The organism is Enterovibrio sp. FF113, assembly GCF_041439165.1.
In the GTDB taxonomy this organism is placed as follows: domain Bacteria; phylum Pseudomonadota; class Gammaproteobacteria; order Enterobacterales; family Vibrionaceae; genus Enterovibrio; species Enterovibrio norvegicus_A.
In genome coordinates this window covers 72339-87260 of the sequence record NZ_JBGONO010000008.1, presented here as the reverse complement: position 1 = coordinate 87260, position 14922 = coordinate 72339, and the positions used below count along the sequence as shown (strand labels likewise).

Sequence of the window (14922 nt, the reverse complement as noted above, 5' to 3'; positions counted from 1 at the left end):
TTGTGTGTTATCCCTTAACTGCGCCTGCGGTGAGGCCCGAAACAATGCGGCGCTGGAAGACCAGAACCATAACGATAAGCGGCACGGTAACGATGACCGAGGCGGCCATGATGGTGCCCCAGGGCAATTCGTATTGACCCGCTCCCGAGATCAAAGCAATGGCCACAGGGACCGTGCGCTCTTCGTTGGTGAGGGTGAAGGTCAAGGCGAACAAGAATTCATTCCATGCTGCAATGAACGCAAGCAATCCCGTGGTGACCAGTGCGGGCCAAAGCAAAGGCATCAACACCTTGGTAATGATTTGCCACGGCGTCGCGCCATCAACAATGGCCGCTTCTTCAAGCTCTAATGGCAATTGCTGCATAAAGGTCGTCAATACCCACACCGTGAACGGCAGTGTGAAGATCATGTATGCCAATGCCAGGCCGGGCATGGAGTTGTAAAGCCCAAGTGCACGGATAAGCTCAAACAGACCTGAAAGCACAGCCACCTGCGGGAACATAGAGACCCCAAGAATGGTGAGCAGCACGATGTTGCGACCACGAAAGCGGATACGCCCAAGTGCGTAGGAAGCGGTCACACCGAGCAATAACGAGATTGCCACCACCACGGTTGACACGCCCAGAGAGTTGAGCAAGTTTCGGCCAAACGTTCCACCAGAGAACACGGAGGCGTAGTTACTCCAGTCAAATACTCTTGGGAAATATTCCACTTCAAACAGGGCTGAGCCAGATTTGAATGAGGTGACGATGGCGTAATAGAACGGGAAGACCGAGAACACCACGATCACTGAAACCAAGAGAAAAAACCCGACTCGCCAATACCATTTTTTAGACATATTAGGTTCCCCCATTCATGTTTCTACGCCCGATATAGAGGTAGAAAATGGTGCACAGAGCAACGATCAAGAACAACAAGGTCGATGCCGCTGAGCCGTAGCCAACATCTTGGAAATCCACCAGATTTTGTCGCGCATAGATCGACATCGACATGGTGGCTTCGTTAGAGGGGGTAAGCACGTAGATAAGATCGAAGACCCGCAACGCATCGAGCGCTCGGAATACCACGGCGACCATTACCGCAGGCATGATCAAGGGCAAGGTGACTTTAAAAAATACCCTGACAGGATGGATACCGTCGATTCTCGCCGCTTCATAGCAATCGGATGGCAGCATTTGCAAAGCTGCAAGCACCAAAAGCGCCATAAAGGGCGTGGTTTTCCACACATCAACCGCAATAACCACATTGAGTGACATATCGCTGTCTGCTGTCCATGCCAGTGGCGCAGCGATCACCCCTATCGTCATCAAAAAATCATTCACAATCCCGAATTGATCGTGAAGCATCCAGCCCCACATTTTTGCCGACACAATAGTAGGGATAGCCCAAGGGACTAAAACGGCAGCACGCACCAAGCCCTGCCCTTTAAATTTGGTATTGAGAACCAAAGCCACAATGATGCCAAACACGGTTTCTAGGCTCACGGACACCACCGCGAAATACAGGGTATTCCAAACGGATTGCCACCAGGTGGGATCAAATAATATGCCGTAATATTCACCGTCTTCGTAGACAACGTAGTTATCGAACCCAATGAATTCAGTGACCCCACTGCCATCCAGGGTGGCGTTGGTCATGCTGAACCAGAGGGTTCTTAGCAATGGCCAACCTGCCACCATGATGAGAGTGATGATCATGGGCGCGAGAAACCACCAGGCGGCGCGTACGCGTTTTCGCGTTAAAGCGCTGGTCTGTTCCATAAGATTTCCTTTTGAATGCAACTGTCAGGCGCTGAGCGCGTCTGACAGTGATAGTGACAGCTTACCAACGACCACCGCGGCTAATGCGCTTGAGATCTTTTTGTAATTTCGCCAATGCCACATCGGCATTTTGACTGCCAGACAGCACACTGTGTGTGGCATTCCAAAACGCGTTAGATACTTGGTTGTATTTTGCGCCTGTCGCGGTTGATGGGCGCGGCGTACCATTGGCGAAAGTGTCATAAAGGCTGCCGAAGAACGGCACCGCCGTCAGCACTTCTTCATCTGAATAAAGGGATTCAATGGTGGGATTGTACGAGCCTACAATGGCGCGACGTTTCTGCTCTTCCAGTGAAGTGAGATACATCACGAGGCTTGCGGCAAGCTCAGGGTTCTTCGAGTATTTAGAGACGGCTAATTGCCAGCCACCAAGCGTGCCGGAATGGCTACCATCTTCGCCACCTTTGGGCAGTGCAACGACACCGATTTTGCCTTTGATGGGTGAATCTTCGCTGTTACCCAGTGACCACGCGTAAGGCCAGTTACGCATAAACACCGCGTTACCGGTTTGGAAAACACCGCGCGCTTCTTCTTCGCCATAGTTCAGAACACCAGGAGGGGAAATGGTATCGACCCAGCCTGCTGCGGTCGTCAGCGCTTGTTTCGCATTGTCATTGTTGATGGTGATCTTGCCATCTCCATCAACAATGGTGCCCCCGTTATAAGAGGCAACCCACTCTAACGCATCACAAGTTAAGCCTTCGTAAGCACGCCCCTGCCAAACAAAGCCCCACATTTTGTCATTGCCTGCTTCACGCTCAGCTTTCATGATCTTTTCAGCAGTCGCGGTGAGCGCTTCCCACGTTTCGGGGGCTTTCTCTCCATACTTTTCAAGCAGGTCAGAGCGATAATAAAGCACGCCAGCATCGGTAAACCATGGCATGGCAACCAAGCGATCTTTTACGGTGTTGTTGGAAACAATGGAGGGGAAGTGGCTTGATTCTTCACCGTTTGAGTACGGTTTCAAATCTATAAAATGATTGCCAAGTATACCTGGCCAAATAACATCAATCTGAAACACATCAATGTCGTCTGCACCCGCAGCCAATAGCTGTTGATACAGAGCAAGGCGTTCTGTGGTCGAGTTGGGGGTCGTGATGATTTTTACCGTATGGCCGGTCTCTTGTTCCCATGCAGCCACACCCTGCTGACAAAGCTCCAGCTCTTGGCCTACTGCACCACACGAAATAGAAAGGGTCTCAGCATAAGCGCTAACGCTTAATAAAGTTGAAGCAACGACGGCTGCGAAGATTGAACGTTTCATGAAGAACTCCCTGTCGCGTCATCCCGGTATTACGCCTTATTCTCTGTGTTCCACAATGATGATGGAACCTCAAGCTCAGAAGATGCTGAGCAAATGGGATCATCGCGGTGTACAGATAAATCAGGGTAGGATTTTCGACCGATCAGCCAGCCTATGGGGACAGAGGTGTAGAGTGCATTATCCAAAAGAACACGTTGTGTGTTTGATGCTTCATCTTGCAAGCGTGCTTTTGCGCACATCTCAGCAACTTTCAGCACCTGATGCCAACTGTCGAAACCTTCTAACCGCGCAATCGCCTCCAGCGCCTGCATGTGACTACATTGCAATAGGCGCTTTTGTTGTTTGGCTTGCCGTTTAAAGGCCTTGAGATCTGAGGCGTTCAGGATCTTGGATGTCACAGTGTTCCCTATGGATCATTGACCGGTGAAAATACGCGCACAGTGGCCCACTCACGGCATGCATCCCTTCCGGGTGACAACCAAATTCTAAGAGGTTATTAGGTGGTGGATATTGCGCTCGCTTTGCCTTCGTGGGCGGCAGGCCGATATCTGCGGCACTCACTAAACGCTATCATTGCGTTTACATTTTTGCAATATCTGGAACGTGATAAGAAGGCCACGACGATATATCCTATAGAAGATGCCGAAATATTAGGCAAAAAAAACGAGCCGTCAGGCTCGTTAAAGGGTTAGCAAATCAATGCATCGGGCGAACCCGAATGCCAATAGGACAAAGGTATCTATTCGTCTTTAATCCTAGTAGCTACAGAGGTTTCCAATGTCAGAGTTGTGTCAAAAAATCGTGAGTTTTGTTAACCACCTGCTGCTACCTCATCTAAAACACTCAGTACGGCGCTGTCTAAATGACCGTCATAAACTTGGCGACAGACTTTACGTCGAACAGCAAGACCCGAGATAAGGCGTTCAATGGACAGGTGTTTAACATCCTGTTGCTCGTTGTAGAACTCTATCGTACGACTTAAAGTTGCATAAGGCATGATTTCGCCATCAACACGCAGCCAATCGAGCTTCTCCATAAAGGCCTGGCACTCTTCAGCAATCGTGGTGGCAGGGTGACCTGTCATGGCAGACAAAGCAGTGATACTCCGCTGGAGCGCTTCCGCTGAGGTGTATTTTGACAAGGTAATGGTTAACTCATCAGCATTGATCTCAACCAAATGTTTACGCTGTTTAACACGACGACCTAAACGGCCTCCTCGCTTTTCCTTACGTTGGATCGGTTCAAATTCACCATCAATGATCCCGGAAAGCTGATCAAGGTCTTGCTTCGGCAAGATCTCGTTACGAAGGGGGTTGGGCATGGTAGGCGCAAGTGATCGTTTACCTTCGTTGTACGTTTTCGCACGTGAATAACGGATCACTTCATCCACATTGCACTTGATGTCGATCCTAAAATCCGAATGCTTCTTATCATCATCCATACGAGACACGGTCAGATGATAGCCATACAAGTTAAGCGCAAACACATCTTCCGTTTGCGTTTCCTTTTTTGCCATTTTCCGAAGCTCTCGGATCAGATCACTCGAAAAACGTCGCCATTCGATGTTTCTAGCGATTTTCTGGTTAAGGTCACTCAGGGACATAGAATCTTCCAGTCGACGCGACATACGGCTTCTGAAGAGGCTATAGAGCTGAAATACCAAAGTATGTTGACGTAAGATCTCTGGTGGGAACAAGAAGAAGTAGTCGCGAGTCATTAGCTCTTCAAAAAATGAAGGCTCCCACACCAAAATGTACAGGTTCGGTTTGATACGAATTTCGCCATCTTCACCTTCACGCGGCGCTTCTTCTGAGGCCGTGATCGTTCGAGCAATAAATCGGAAACGATCACTTTTGAAGCCTTCTGGCATGTTTTCACTCAACCATCGACCAGTGAGTTCGTGCAATTGGAAGTCTGTAAATTCAATGCGATCAATGCTTTCGCGAATTGAATCCCGTGCAGGGCCACTGTCTTTCTTACCGCGTAGCGAGAGAATATCAGTGATGTATACAGGGGTTTTATTACCCACCTTCTGTGTTTGCAGTTCATAACTTGGCAAATGATGATCATGATATTGAACAGTCAGCGTAAATAACGCAAACAACGTCATCAGATCGTCAACGGTCATGATCGACTTCGAGGATCGAGTTTCAATGATCGCCTTACTACCACTGATCGCAACCATCGATTTTTGATAGCTTTTCTTGGTCCGAGGTGGTGCCAACGCTTGATCAATAATACCTGCCCAGCTGGTGGGTGATATTAGGATTTGATCTTTCTCATCAGGCATCAACGGCGGCGTGCCTAAACCATGCTCGCTCAACAGTTGTTTGTTTACATGGTTTTGAGCCAAGGCTTTGGAGCGTTTTTGCTTCTCCATGACTTTGGTTCTTTCTGACTGAAGTCCCGACGCTCCCAGTACCGAAATCAATTGGCTTGGATTAACAAAACGATGCAGCATGGTTTTTCCTGCGAGACCTTCCTCGAAACGAACGCCTTGCTGGGTAAATAATCCAATTTGTACCGCAGCACGTAAACGCTGTTGAATAGCAGCACGTGTAAGGTGACCATCTGTGGCTTCAATCAATTCTGTGGTTGATACGTACCCATCTTTTGATGCGAACCCTCGCAATGAAATTAAGTTCAGCAGCTCAAGAATGCTTTTCGTCACGCCTTTGAAATGTTCATACTGCGGTAACCAATCAATCAATTGGCCATGAACTTGAAAAAGGTGCCCATCTTTGTGGGATCGTGGCGCTGTGATCAGTATTTTTTCCGGGGGACTTGAGGCCATTTCGCCACAGCTCCTTGTTAAGCCAATTCGTTATCAGAATACAGATGACCGTAATTAAGCCATCTTTCCGAAAAGATTAATAGAAAAAAAACAAGAAAGAAAGATCTTTTTTTGAAGAGGCTTTTTAACTGATCTTATTGATTAATACTGATCTTATTGATTATATGATCTTATGATCAGGGCGAGAATGTCCCTGTAATCATTTGATATGTAAAGGTAAAAAATATCAACAGATCGTAACGATGATCATGGGAAAGCCGGAACAATGATCATTACTTACTTGAAAGCATGATCATTAATGACATGAAACGATGATCATCGTGATATCGAAAACGTGATCATCAATAGAGCAAAAGAATGATCATGGTATTGTCACAGCTTATCCACAGACGTTTTTATCAAATGTGTGTATAAAGACGTCGTTTGAAGTATTCGTCATGAATCGTCATCAAAATACATCCGGAAAGATGATCATGAATGTGCGCTTTTGAGTCGTTTTATTATGCTTTCCGACCCCTACTCTGCTTTCCAGTTCGATATATCCTCTCTTTAGTATGTTCATTATCGGAATTGAAATGGCAACAAGCGTATTTTAGTCAGCCATGCATATGTGTCCGACGCCCGAAACAATGATCAAGCTGAGTAGCCTGTATTTCAATTGAATCATGCTATCAAGGCTATAATGCTCAAGACGAGTGTGTTTAGTGCCTGATTTTACGTTCGATTCAGTGTTGAAAAGGCATCAGCCGTAATTTAGACGCTATCCACCATCGTTCCGAGTGTTCATTAACATGATCTATCGCTTCACTTTTACTTGATCATTTTTTCGTGAAGCAAAGATCCATCGACACGTAAATATGTTGTTTTGTTGCCCTTAAACACACCTTGATCATCGTTCCTTCACCGTGATTATGGCTTCGGAATGATGATCAAGGATACCGAAGTCATTCATCCCTAAAATGGCATGTATTGTCCACTATCTTGATCATCGTTCCGAAAAGATGATCAAGATAACGGGTTTCGGATGATTTTTGGCATGAGGCTCAGCGTTTTTAGGATATTTATGGATGAAATTACAGGCTTTGATATTCAAAATGCGCTTGCCGTAATCTAGCCACCCTTTTACACCGTTCCGGAAGATGCTTTGTACTAGCCGTTTTAGCTAATGGTTTACAATGTAAAAAGGTGACGCCGTAACACTTTTAAAGTGCGAATATTCTACCGTTGATTAGTCACATTTTTTTGCGCAGTTTTTCATTGATTTTCCATAGAGTGACCATGATCTTAATTATTTAGCAGCCCGTTCAGCTTTTTATTGTAAGTGCTGTAATTTGCTGTACACTTTATTTCAATTCTCTTTTATGGCGAAAAGAAAAATGAATAGGGAAAAGACGATAGAAAACCTGCAGTCGATTGCAGAACAAACTAAGCAAGTGCAGGCGGACAGAATTGAAATCGTGATGGAAGAGCGTCACGACCAATTGTTCCCTCCAATGTCAAAAGCCTTAATGGAAACTCGGTCAGGATTGACGCGTCGTAAACTTGATGAAGCGATCACTCGAATGGAAGAGGCGGGGCATCAGTTTACCAAGAACAACGCCAATCATTATTCTATTACTTTAGATGAAGCACACCAGATCATGGAATCGGCAAAGATGCCGGCTTTCTATCAAGGTAAAGGTGCAAACCACAAGCCTTGGGTGATCAATATTCAGAACCAAAAAGGCGGCACCGGTAAATCAATGAGTGCGGTGCATTTGGCAGCGTGTCTGGCGTTGAATCTGGAAAAGCGATACCGTATTTGCTTGATTGACCTTGACCCACAGGGGTCGCTACGTCTTTTCCTTAATCCGCAGATCAGCGTGACAGAGCAGGAGGGTATCTATTCTGCTGTCGATGTCATGTTGGAGAACACACCACAAGAAGCCGATAAAGAGTTCATGATGAAGAACGTACTGTTATCGACACAGTACCCGAACTTGAAAACGATCGCTGCTTTTCCTGAAGATGCCATGTTCAATGCAGAAGCTTGGCAAAATCTGGCAACCAATGGTTCTTTGGACATTGTCAGACTCCTGCAAGAGAAAGTGATTGATAAGATTGCAGATGAATTTGATGTGATCATGGTAGATACCGGACCACACATTGATCCTCTAGTATGGAATGCAATGTATGCTTCAAATGCATTGCTTATTCCTTGCGCCGCGAAGCGCCTTGACTGGGCATCGACAGTGAATTTCTTCCAGCATTTGCCGACCGTTTACGAGATGTTCCCAGAAGACTGGCCTGGATTGGAGTTTGTTCGACTGGTACCAACCATGTTTGAAGACGACAATAAGAAACAGGTATCGGTATTAACAGAAATGAATTATCTGTTGGGTGATCAAGTGATGATGGCAACGATTCCGCGTAGCCGTGCATTTGAAACCTGTGCAGACACCTACAGCACGGTGTTTGATCTAACTTCACAAGATTTTGAAGGTGGTAAAAAAACGCTGTCTACCGCGCAAGAAGCGGTTCATCGTGCAGGACTGGAGCTTGAGCGTGTGCTTCACAGTCACTGGTCGCAACGCAATCAGGAGTGATTAAATGGCCATTAAAACCTCTGAACTAAATGCTCGTTTGTTTGGCAAGGCTGACAAGCGACGCGCAACCACTGCGCAAGAAGCTCAAAAAGCAGCGTCAGAAAAAGCGACTGTTATTGAATTGTCTGTGGCGGGTGAAGCGACCGTAGAATTTGAATTGGTGCGTGTTGCATCGGCTGACGTGGTATCACGTACATCAGTGTTTGCAGAAAATGCACGCGAACAATCGTTTTTGAACGAACTTGCCCTGTCAGACATTTTGGTGACGCTGAAAGATCGTGGGCAGCAATACCCTGCTGTTGGTCGCTGGCTTGAAGGTAACAAGATTGAAGTCCTCGACGGTAGCCGCCGTCGTATGTCTTGTATTTTGGCGAACCAAGATTTTCTTGTTTATGTCGCCAAAGGCATCAACAGCAAGCATGCGAAGTTCTTGTCTGATGTTGCGAATGCACATAAACCGTTGTCTCTTTTCGAACGTGGTAAAGAAATGCAAACCATGCTTGACCGAGGCGAAGTGCTGGATCAAAAAGAACTCGCTAAGGTCTGTCAATGTAGTGAGGCTTTGGTGAGTGGTGCATTGAAAGCGGCGGCATTGCCTCTTCCGCTTTTGCAGGCCTACCCGAGTGTTGGTGAGCTAGGTCGACCAACCATTGTGAAACTTCACCGTCTGTTTTTCTCGCTAACAGATGAAGAACAAGCAGCGTTCCTAGCGAAACTTGCTGAGTCGCCTGTTTGGCAGACTGTCGATGCAGCAGGTGTTAGTCGTATTACGCGCGAAGTGACGCTGATTCTGGAACAATGGTCTGATGCATTGAAACCTAAAGCCGCTAAGCCAGAAGCGCCATCTACAGAGCTCGTCAAAGGCCGAGCGAGTTACCGCCGTAAAGGTGATTCTCTGGCCATTAATCTCAAAAAGATGAGTGAAGAAGACGCTTCGGCGATACTCGACTTTATTCAATCTCGACTCGCGTAACGTCTTATACGTTTTGACAAAAACGTGCCTTTTGGCACGTTTTTTTTTGAATCCAGCAGTGTTCCGGTATCATGAAACCGTTATCGATGATGAATGGCGACACTGTGGCTTCTGATCCTATCTCTACTCTACTTTCCCTACATGCAATGGCTCAACGCGATTACGTGCGCATTCCTGTCTTTGTAAGTGGCGACCAAAATTTTTTGTCTTTGTTGCTTAACGCGTTGCCAAATATCACTTTGGTTAGCGATGATTGGGATTTTCCTGATCGCCTTTTTTGGCGACAAGCTAAGCAACTATTAGGGCAAGAAACCCACACGCTCGCGCTTGATGTTCGCCAGCACATTGATGTCGAAAAGATATGTGCGATTAGTGGTTGCATCAAAGGTGGGGAACTACTCCTGTTTCTTGTGGGTGATGGTGATGAACCACAAAAAAATGAATCACTTTTCCGCGATCGCTTTCTGTCATTTGCTTCTCATGCAAATGCAGCGACGATCTGCCAATCTGGCTTTATCTCTATGCCTACGTTAACTCTCTCAGACACTCGAGAGATCTTACCGCGATTGGACACCGTCACAACGCCTGATCAGGTTAAGGCAATTGATGCAATCGAACGTGTGTTGTCAGGACATCGGCGTCGTCCCGCGCTTTTGGTTGCTGATAGGGGACGAGGTAAGTCCTCTACAATGGGGATGGCGGCTGCCTCTATCATGCATTGCAGTAAAAAACGCATCGTGGTGACCTCTCCGTCTGTGGCTAACGTCGATACTTTGTTTCAACACGCAGAGCGTCAATCTTCATTGCAAAATACTCCGCTGCTACGCAAAAACAAATATGGCTATGTAGCTGAAAATGGCAGTGAGCTGCTGTTTGTTGCGCCAGACGCTCTACTTCAAGAAACGCCAGAATGCGATCTATTGATGATTGACGAAGCGGCTGCTATTCCCTTACCGATGCTTGGACAAATACTCAAATGTTACAGCCGAATTGTATTTTCGTCGACAGAACACGGCTACGAGGGAACAGGACGGGCGTTCAGTACCCGTTTTAGATCGATGCTGGATGCCAAAGCGAAAGGATGGAAAGAAATCAGGCTCAAAGCACCAGTGCGTTGGGCGGAAAATGATCCGCTTGAAGCGTGGTTATTTGCTACTTTTCTTTTCGATGCCGATCCGTATTTGCCTCTTGTGATTACTGACGTAGTCATTCGCGAAATCTCTAACAGTGAACTCTCTGCTGATGAAGGGCTGTTGCAGCAAGTGTTTTCATTGTTAGTGAGTGCGCATTACCAAACATCACCGAATGACCTGGTTCAATTACTGGATGGTGAGAACCAATCTGTGTTGGTCGCATTCCGAGGAGATGTTGCAGTTGGTGTGGCATTAGCGCAACGAGAAGGCGGCTTTGATGAAGCGTTGGCAAAAGAGGTCGTGAGCGGTAAGCGCCGTCTTCGTGGCCATCTTTTGGCGCAAAGTTTGGCGACACATACGGGAACACTCGATGCTCTTACCGATTCACTGCTTCGTATTACCCGCGTCGCTGTGCTTCCTTCCTGCCGTCAGCAAGGGATCGGACACGCGCTAATTGCTTCAGTAGAGCAGATTGCAAAAAGAAGTGACATTACTATTGTTGGCACCAGTTTTGGGGCGAATAGTGAACTTTGGCAGTTTTGGTCGTCAATGGGGTATCTGCCTGCTCGCTTGGGTGTGCAGAGGGATGCTGCCAGTGGCACATACTCGCTGCAATTGATTAAACCATTGGCTTGTTCGCTTGAATGGATTGGGGACCTGCACTCTTTGTTCAGCACGAATTTTCCGCACCAACTTAACGAGCAGTTTTCCACTATCGAACCTACGCTTGTCGCACAACTTTTGTTTTCTTCGATAGATATTAAGCCGCCCAGTGAGCAGATGCTCAAGCAGGTTGCCCTTTTTGCCAATGGTGCACTAGGTTATGATCTCGTCACTGGGAGCCTGTGGGTGTGGTTTGTTCATTGGTTAGCTACTCGAGATGAACCCGAAACTGATCAAATGCAATGTTGCGCACTCATTATGCGTGTCTTACAACGTCGCTCCTGGAAAGAAGTGGCTGAAGTTTTCGGCTACCAAGGACGGAAAGACACTGAAGCGTCCATTCGTCATTGGGTTGCAACACAACTACCAACTAACGAAAAGGAAATCGAATGAAATTTATCGCCGACACCCACACACATACGCTGGCAAGTGGACACGCTTATAGTACGGTGATAGAAAATGCGCAGGCTGCGGCTGAGGCAGGTTTGCTCTATATGTGTGTCACCGACCATGCGAGCAAAATGCCCGGCGCCCCGCATCATTGGCACTTTGTCAATCAACGCGTGTTACCAGATACGTTAAGTGGTGTGCGACTGTTACGTGGCGTTGAAGCTAACATTCTTAATGTTGATGGTGAGCTCGACATGCCAATCTATGTCTATGGCGAACTAGAGTGGGTAAATGCCAGTTTGCATGAGGCGGTGTTCCGCGCTACAGATTTGAAATCCCATACTCAAGCTATCATTAATGCGATAAAAACAGAGCGTGTTGATGCGATTGCGCATTCGGGAAATCCGTCTTATCCCATTGATGCTGAGGCTGTGGTCCGAGAAGCCGCCAATTCGGGTGTCGCGATTGAATTAAATAATTCGTCATTGAATGGTTCTCGAAAGGGCAGCGAACCAAATTGTCTAATTATCGCTGCGTTAGCAAAAGAATATGGCGCTTGGGTAACAACTGGTTCTGATGCCCATTTTGCTAACAACGTTGGCCAGCTGTCTAGCGTGGCAGAGATGATAAAAACAGTAGGTCTGTCCAAAGATCAGATTATCACTAGCGACGTTACCTTGTTTGAAGAGTACATTGCCAAGCGTCAATCGATCCGAAGAAAGCGTGTATTGGAAAATATGAATCGCTAAGCGATTTACACTGTAAAGCTGAAATTAGGGGGGATGATTTTAAGAACAGATACGTCTAGCTTTCAATACAAACGGTGTAACGAAACGCGAATATACTACAAGATTGCTACTATACGACTTGTTGGGTAGCAGGGTAGAGGCCAGTATGACAAAAGAATATGAAAAACTGTGTGATGTATTAATAGAAAAGTCTGGCGGTGAAAGTGAATGCAAGCGATTCCAAGAACGTGTTGAGTTGGGAAATGGCGGTATTCATGCGCGCTTGCATGTCGCCCCACATCATATAGATATCGAGCATGAAGAAAGTGAGTTTGGACATCGTGTCATCATTCGAGACGTTAGTCGAAGTGGTTTAGGCTTGGTCGCAGATCATGACATTGATTTAGATGCGGTATGTTTTCTCAAAGTCGCCGATGAGCCGCAACTGAAAGGTAGTCTCGTTTATCGTAAAAGTCATGAAGATGGAAAATACCGTTACGGGTTTAGTTTAGATGAGTGGTTATCGGATGAGACCCATCATACCTTGTCACCTTAGCAATAAAACGAAGTCGTTAATAATAAGTAACTTACTGATTTAAATGGCACACTTGAAGAGTGTGCTTTTTTTATGTCTGAATTGCGGCGATTAATGCGTATTCTGTTGCACCACAATGACTAAAACTCTCTATAATTCATTTATATGACATGCGTATCTTAAACGAGTTGTCTGTTATCTTTTTAATGCGATCTGATTCTAACTTGCCCTTAGAGGTGATTCTTTCTAGGTGTTTCATCTTGGTACAATGGGAATGTGATGTTAGTTCGTATTTTTAATGTTCTAATTTAGGGGATTACATGCTGCAGCAGCTTTTGCGGCTATCGAATGATGGTCGCAGGGTATATATGACCGTAGTGCCAAAGGCAGAGGAAGATGCGCCCCGCATAGAGAAGAAACATATTGTTGACTGGCTCAAAGAGAATAGTGTGGCCAGCTTTTTTCGTTTTGACGAAACAATAGATTCTGTTCTCGATAAGATGAATGCGTCTAATGAGGAATGGAAAGGGGAGCCTGATGATGTCGTTGTGGCTGAGCGTCGCGATGCGACGGTGAGTGCGCGCTTTGACGATCAGAAAATGACAGCTTTTTTGCGTGTTAGTGGTGCCTGCGGTGGTAACCCAATTAAAGGGAATGATTTGCTGACTTCTCTGAAGAAAGAGCAGATCGTTCGCGGTGTCAAAAAACAAACGCTGCAGAAGTTGCTGACAGCGTCATCACGCCTCAAACCAGGCGAATTCTTAGAAGTCCCCATTGCAGCAGGTAAATGGCCAACGCCAGGCGAGGATTCGAAGCTTGCTTACCTCGTGCAGGACAGTAAAGCTCGCGTACTGCGTCCGCAGCAGCGCGAGGATGGCACTGTTGATATGCGTGATCTCGGTAAGATGGTCACGGTACAAGAAGGTCAACCTCTTGCGAAGCGTATTCCTTCAACCAAAGGTATTGAAGGGTTCCGTGTCACGGGAGAAATTTTGGCTACAACGCCAGGTAAAAACATCCCCCTTAAGCTCTACCCTGGTAGTAATTACAGCCCAAATGATGAAAATGTGATTGTTTCTGATACCACCGGAATGCCAATATTGCATCCTGATGGTGTAGAAGTGGACAACGCGCTTTGCATGAAGTCGGTAACGGTTGCAACAGGTCACGTCGATTTTGAAGGTAGCGTTGTTATCAATGGCGACGTTAACTCAGGAATGAAAGTTCAAGCCACTGGCTCTATCACTGTGGGGGGTGTTGTAGAATCGGCGATACTTGAAGCGGGTGGTGACATTGTCATTCACAATGGCATTCTGGGAAGGCAAGTACAGTCAGACCAAGAAATCACAACCGTTATTAAGGCAAAAGGGTCAGTTGTAGCGAAATTTGCTCAGTACACAAAAATTGAAGCCAAAGAAGATATCACCATTAGTCAGCATGCGATGCATTGCACCACGATCACCGAGGGCAACCTTATCATTTGTGATCAGATGAAGCGCACGGGAACATTGACAGGCGGCAAGCACGTGGCGTTGGGCGGTGTACAAGTCGTTACGTTAGGCGCCGCTTCCGGTGTCCATACCTACATTCATGCTTTTACAGGATTGGGAGAACTCATGCAGGGAACACTTAACCTGTCAAAAGAGCTCGATCATGAACATGAGCAGTTGATGAAAGTGAAAGACGCTGAAATGAAGTTACTTCAGCAGCCAGCACACAAAAGACCGGATGAATTGATTGAGCGTCTCTCTTGGACTAAAACTCATCACTTTGAACGCATCGCTGAAATCAAAGCACTCATGGATAGCAGTGCGTCAGAGTTAAACACACTCTATCGCCGTTACTCTATTGAGGTGTTTAAAAACAGTTTCCCTGGCGCACATTGCCAAATTGGCGATACCTCTATTGATCTAACCAATGAATATGGTGCTTGCAAGATGGTGACTAACGGAAAAGAAATCAAACTCGAACCGCTATAGAAAATCTTCTTATACCGTCATTTACACTGTAAACAGTAAATGAATTTGTAATAGAGAT

11 protein-coding genes are annotated in these 14922 nt (G+C 46.4%); 6 read left to right on the top strand and 5 right to left on the bottom strand.

The window, feature by feature from the left end; translation table 11 throughout:
- Positions 1-7: 7 nt before the first annotated feature.
- From ACED36_RS08205 to ACED36_RS08185, 5 genes are all read right to left on the bottom strand, one after another.
- A complete protein-coding gene (locus ACED36_RS08205) occupies positions 8-838 on the bottom strand; it encodes a carbohydrate ABC transporter permease (RefSeq protein WP_371733080.1) in 831 nt (276 codons plus the stop codon).
- Position 839: 1 nt separating this feature from the next.
- Complete coding sequence (locus ACED36_RS08200; protein WP_016959930.1) at positions 840-1760, bottom strand: carbohydrate ABC transporter permease; 921 nt, start codon at positions 1758-1760, stop codon at positions 840-842.
- A 61-nt stretch (positions 1761-1821) separates the two neighbouring features.
- Entirely contained in the window at positions 1822-3084 is a 1263-nt protein-coding gene (locus ACED36_RS08195; RefSeq protein WP_017003074.1) for an ABC transporter substrate-binding protein, read from the bottom strand.
- A gap of 29 nt (positions 3085-3113) precedes the next feature.
- Positions 3114-3482, bottom strand: a complete 369-nt coding sequence (locus ACED36_RS08190) for a Nif11-like leader peptide family natural product precursor (protein WP_016959928.1) — start codon at positions 3480-3482, stop codon at positions 3114-3116.
- A 413-nt stretch (positions 3483-3895) separates the two neighbouring features.
- Positions 3896-5878, bottom strand: a complete 1983-nt coding sequence (locus ACED36_RS08185; RefSeq protein ID WP_016959926.1) for a replication initiator protein RctB domain-containing protein — start codon at positions 5876-5878, stop codon at positions 3896-3898.
- A 1376-nt stretch (positions 5879-7254) separates the two neighbouring features.
- Between ACED36_RS08185 and ACED36_RS08180 the strand changes: the two genes are divergently transcribed.
- The 6 genes from ACED36_RS08180 (at position 7255) to ACED36_RS08155 (ending at position 14864) form a co-directional block, all read left to right on the top strand.
- Positions 7255-8463, top strand: a complete 1209-nt coding sequence (locus tag ACED36_RS08180; RefSeq protein ID WP_016959925.1) for an AAA family ATPase — start codon at positions 7255-7257, stop codon at positions 8461-8463.
- 4 nt (positions 8464-8467) lie between these two features.
- The gene (locus tag ACED36_RS08175) at positions 8468-9436 is read left to right on the top strand and encodes a ParB/RepB/Spo0J family partition protein (RefSeq protein WP_016959924.1); all 969 of its coding nucleotides are present in this window, start codon (positions 8468-8470) and stop codon (positions 9434-9436) included.
- Between the two features lie 71 nt (positions 9437-9507).
- On the top strand, positions 9508-11625 hold the full coding sequence (locus tag ACED36_RS08170; protein WP_371733078.1) for a tRNA(Met) cytidine acetyltransferase TmcA: 2118 nt from the start codon (positions 9508-9510) through the stop codon (positions 11623-11625).
- Positions 11622-12371 (top strand): phosphatase, encoded by a 750-nt coding sequence (locus ACED36_RS08165; RefSeq protein ID WP_016959922.1) that lies wholly within the window; start codon positions 11622-11624, stop codon positions 12369-12371. Before ACED36_RS08170 ends, ACED36_RS08165 begins: the two co-directional genes overlap by 4 nt.
- Positions 12372-12516: 145 nt before the next feature.
- Complete coding sequence (locus tag ACED36_RS08160; protein WP_016959921.1) at positions 12517-12906, top strand: PilZ domain-containing protein; 390 nt, start codon at positions 12517-12519, stop codon at positions 12904-12906.
- A gap of 299 nt (positions 12907-13205) precedes the next feature.
- Entirely contained in the window at positions 13206-14864 is a 1659-nt protein-coding gene (locus tag ACED36_RS08155) for a DUF342 domain-containing protein (protein ID WP_017003072.1), read from the top strand.
- The last annotated feature ends 58 nt before the right edge of the window (positions 14865-14922 follow it).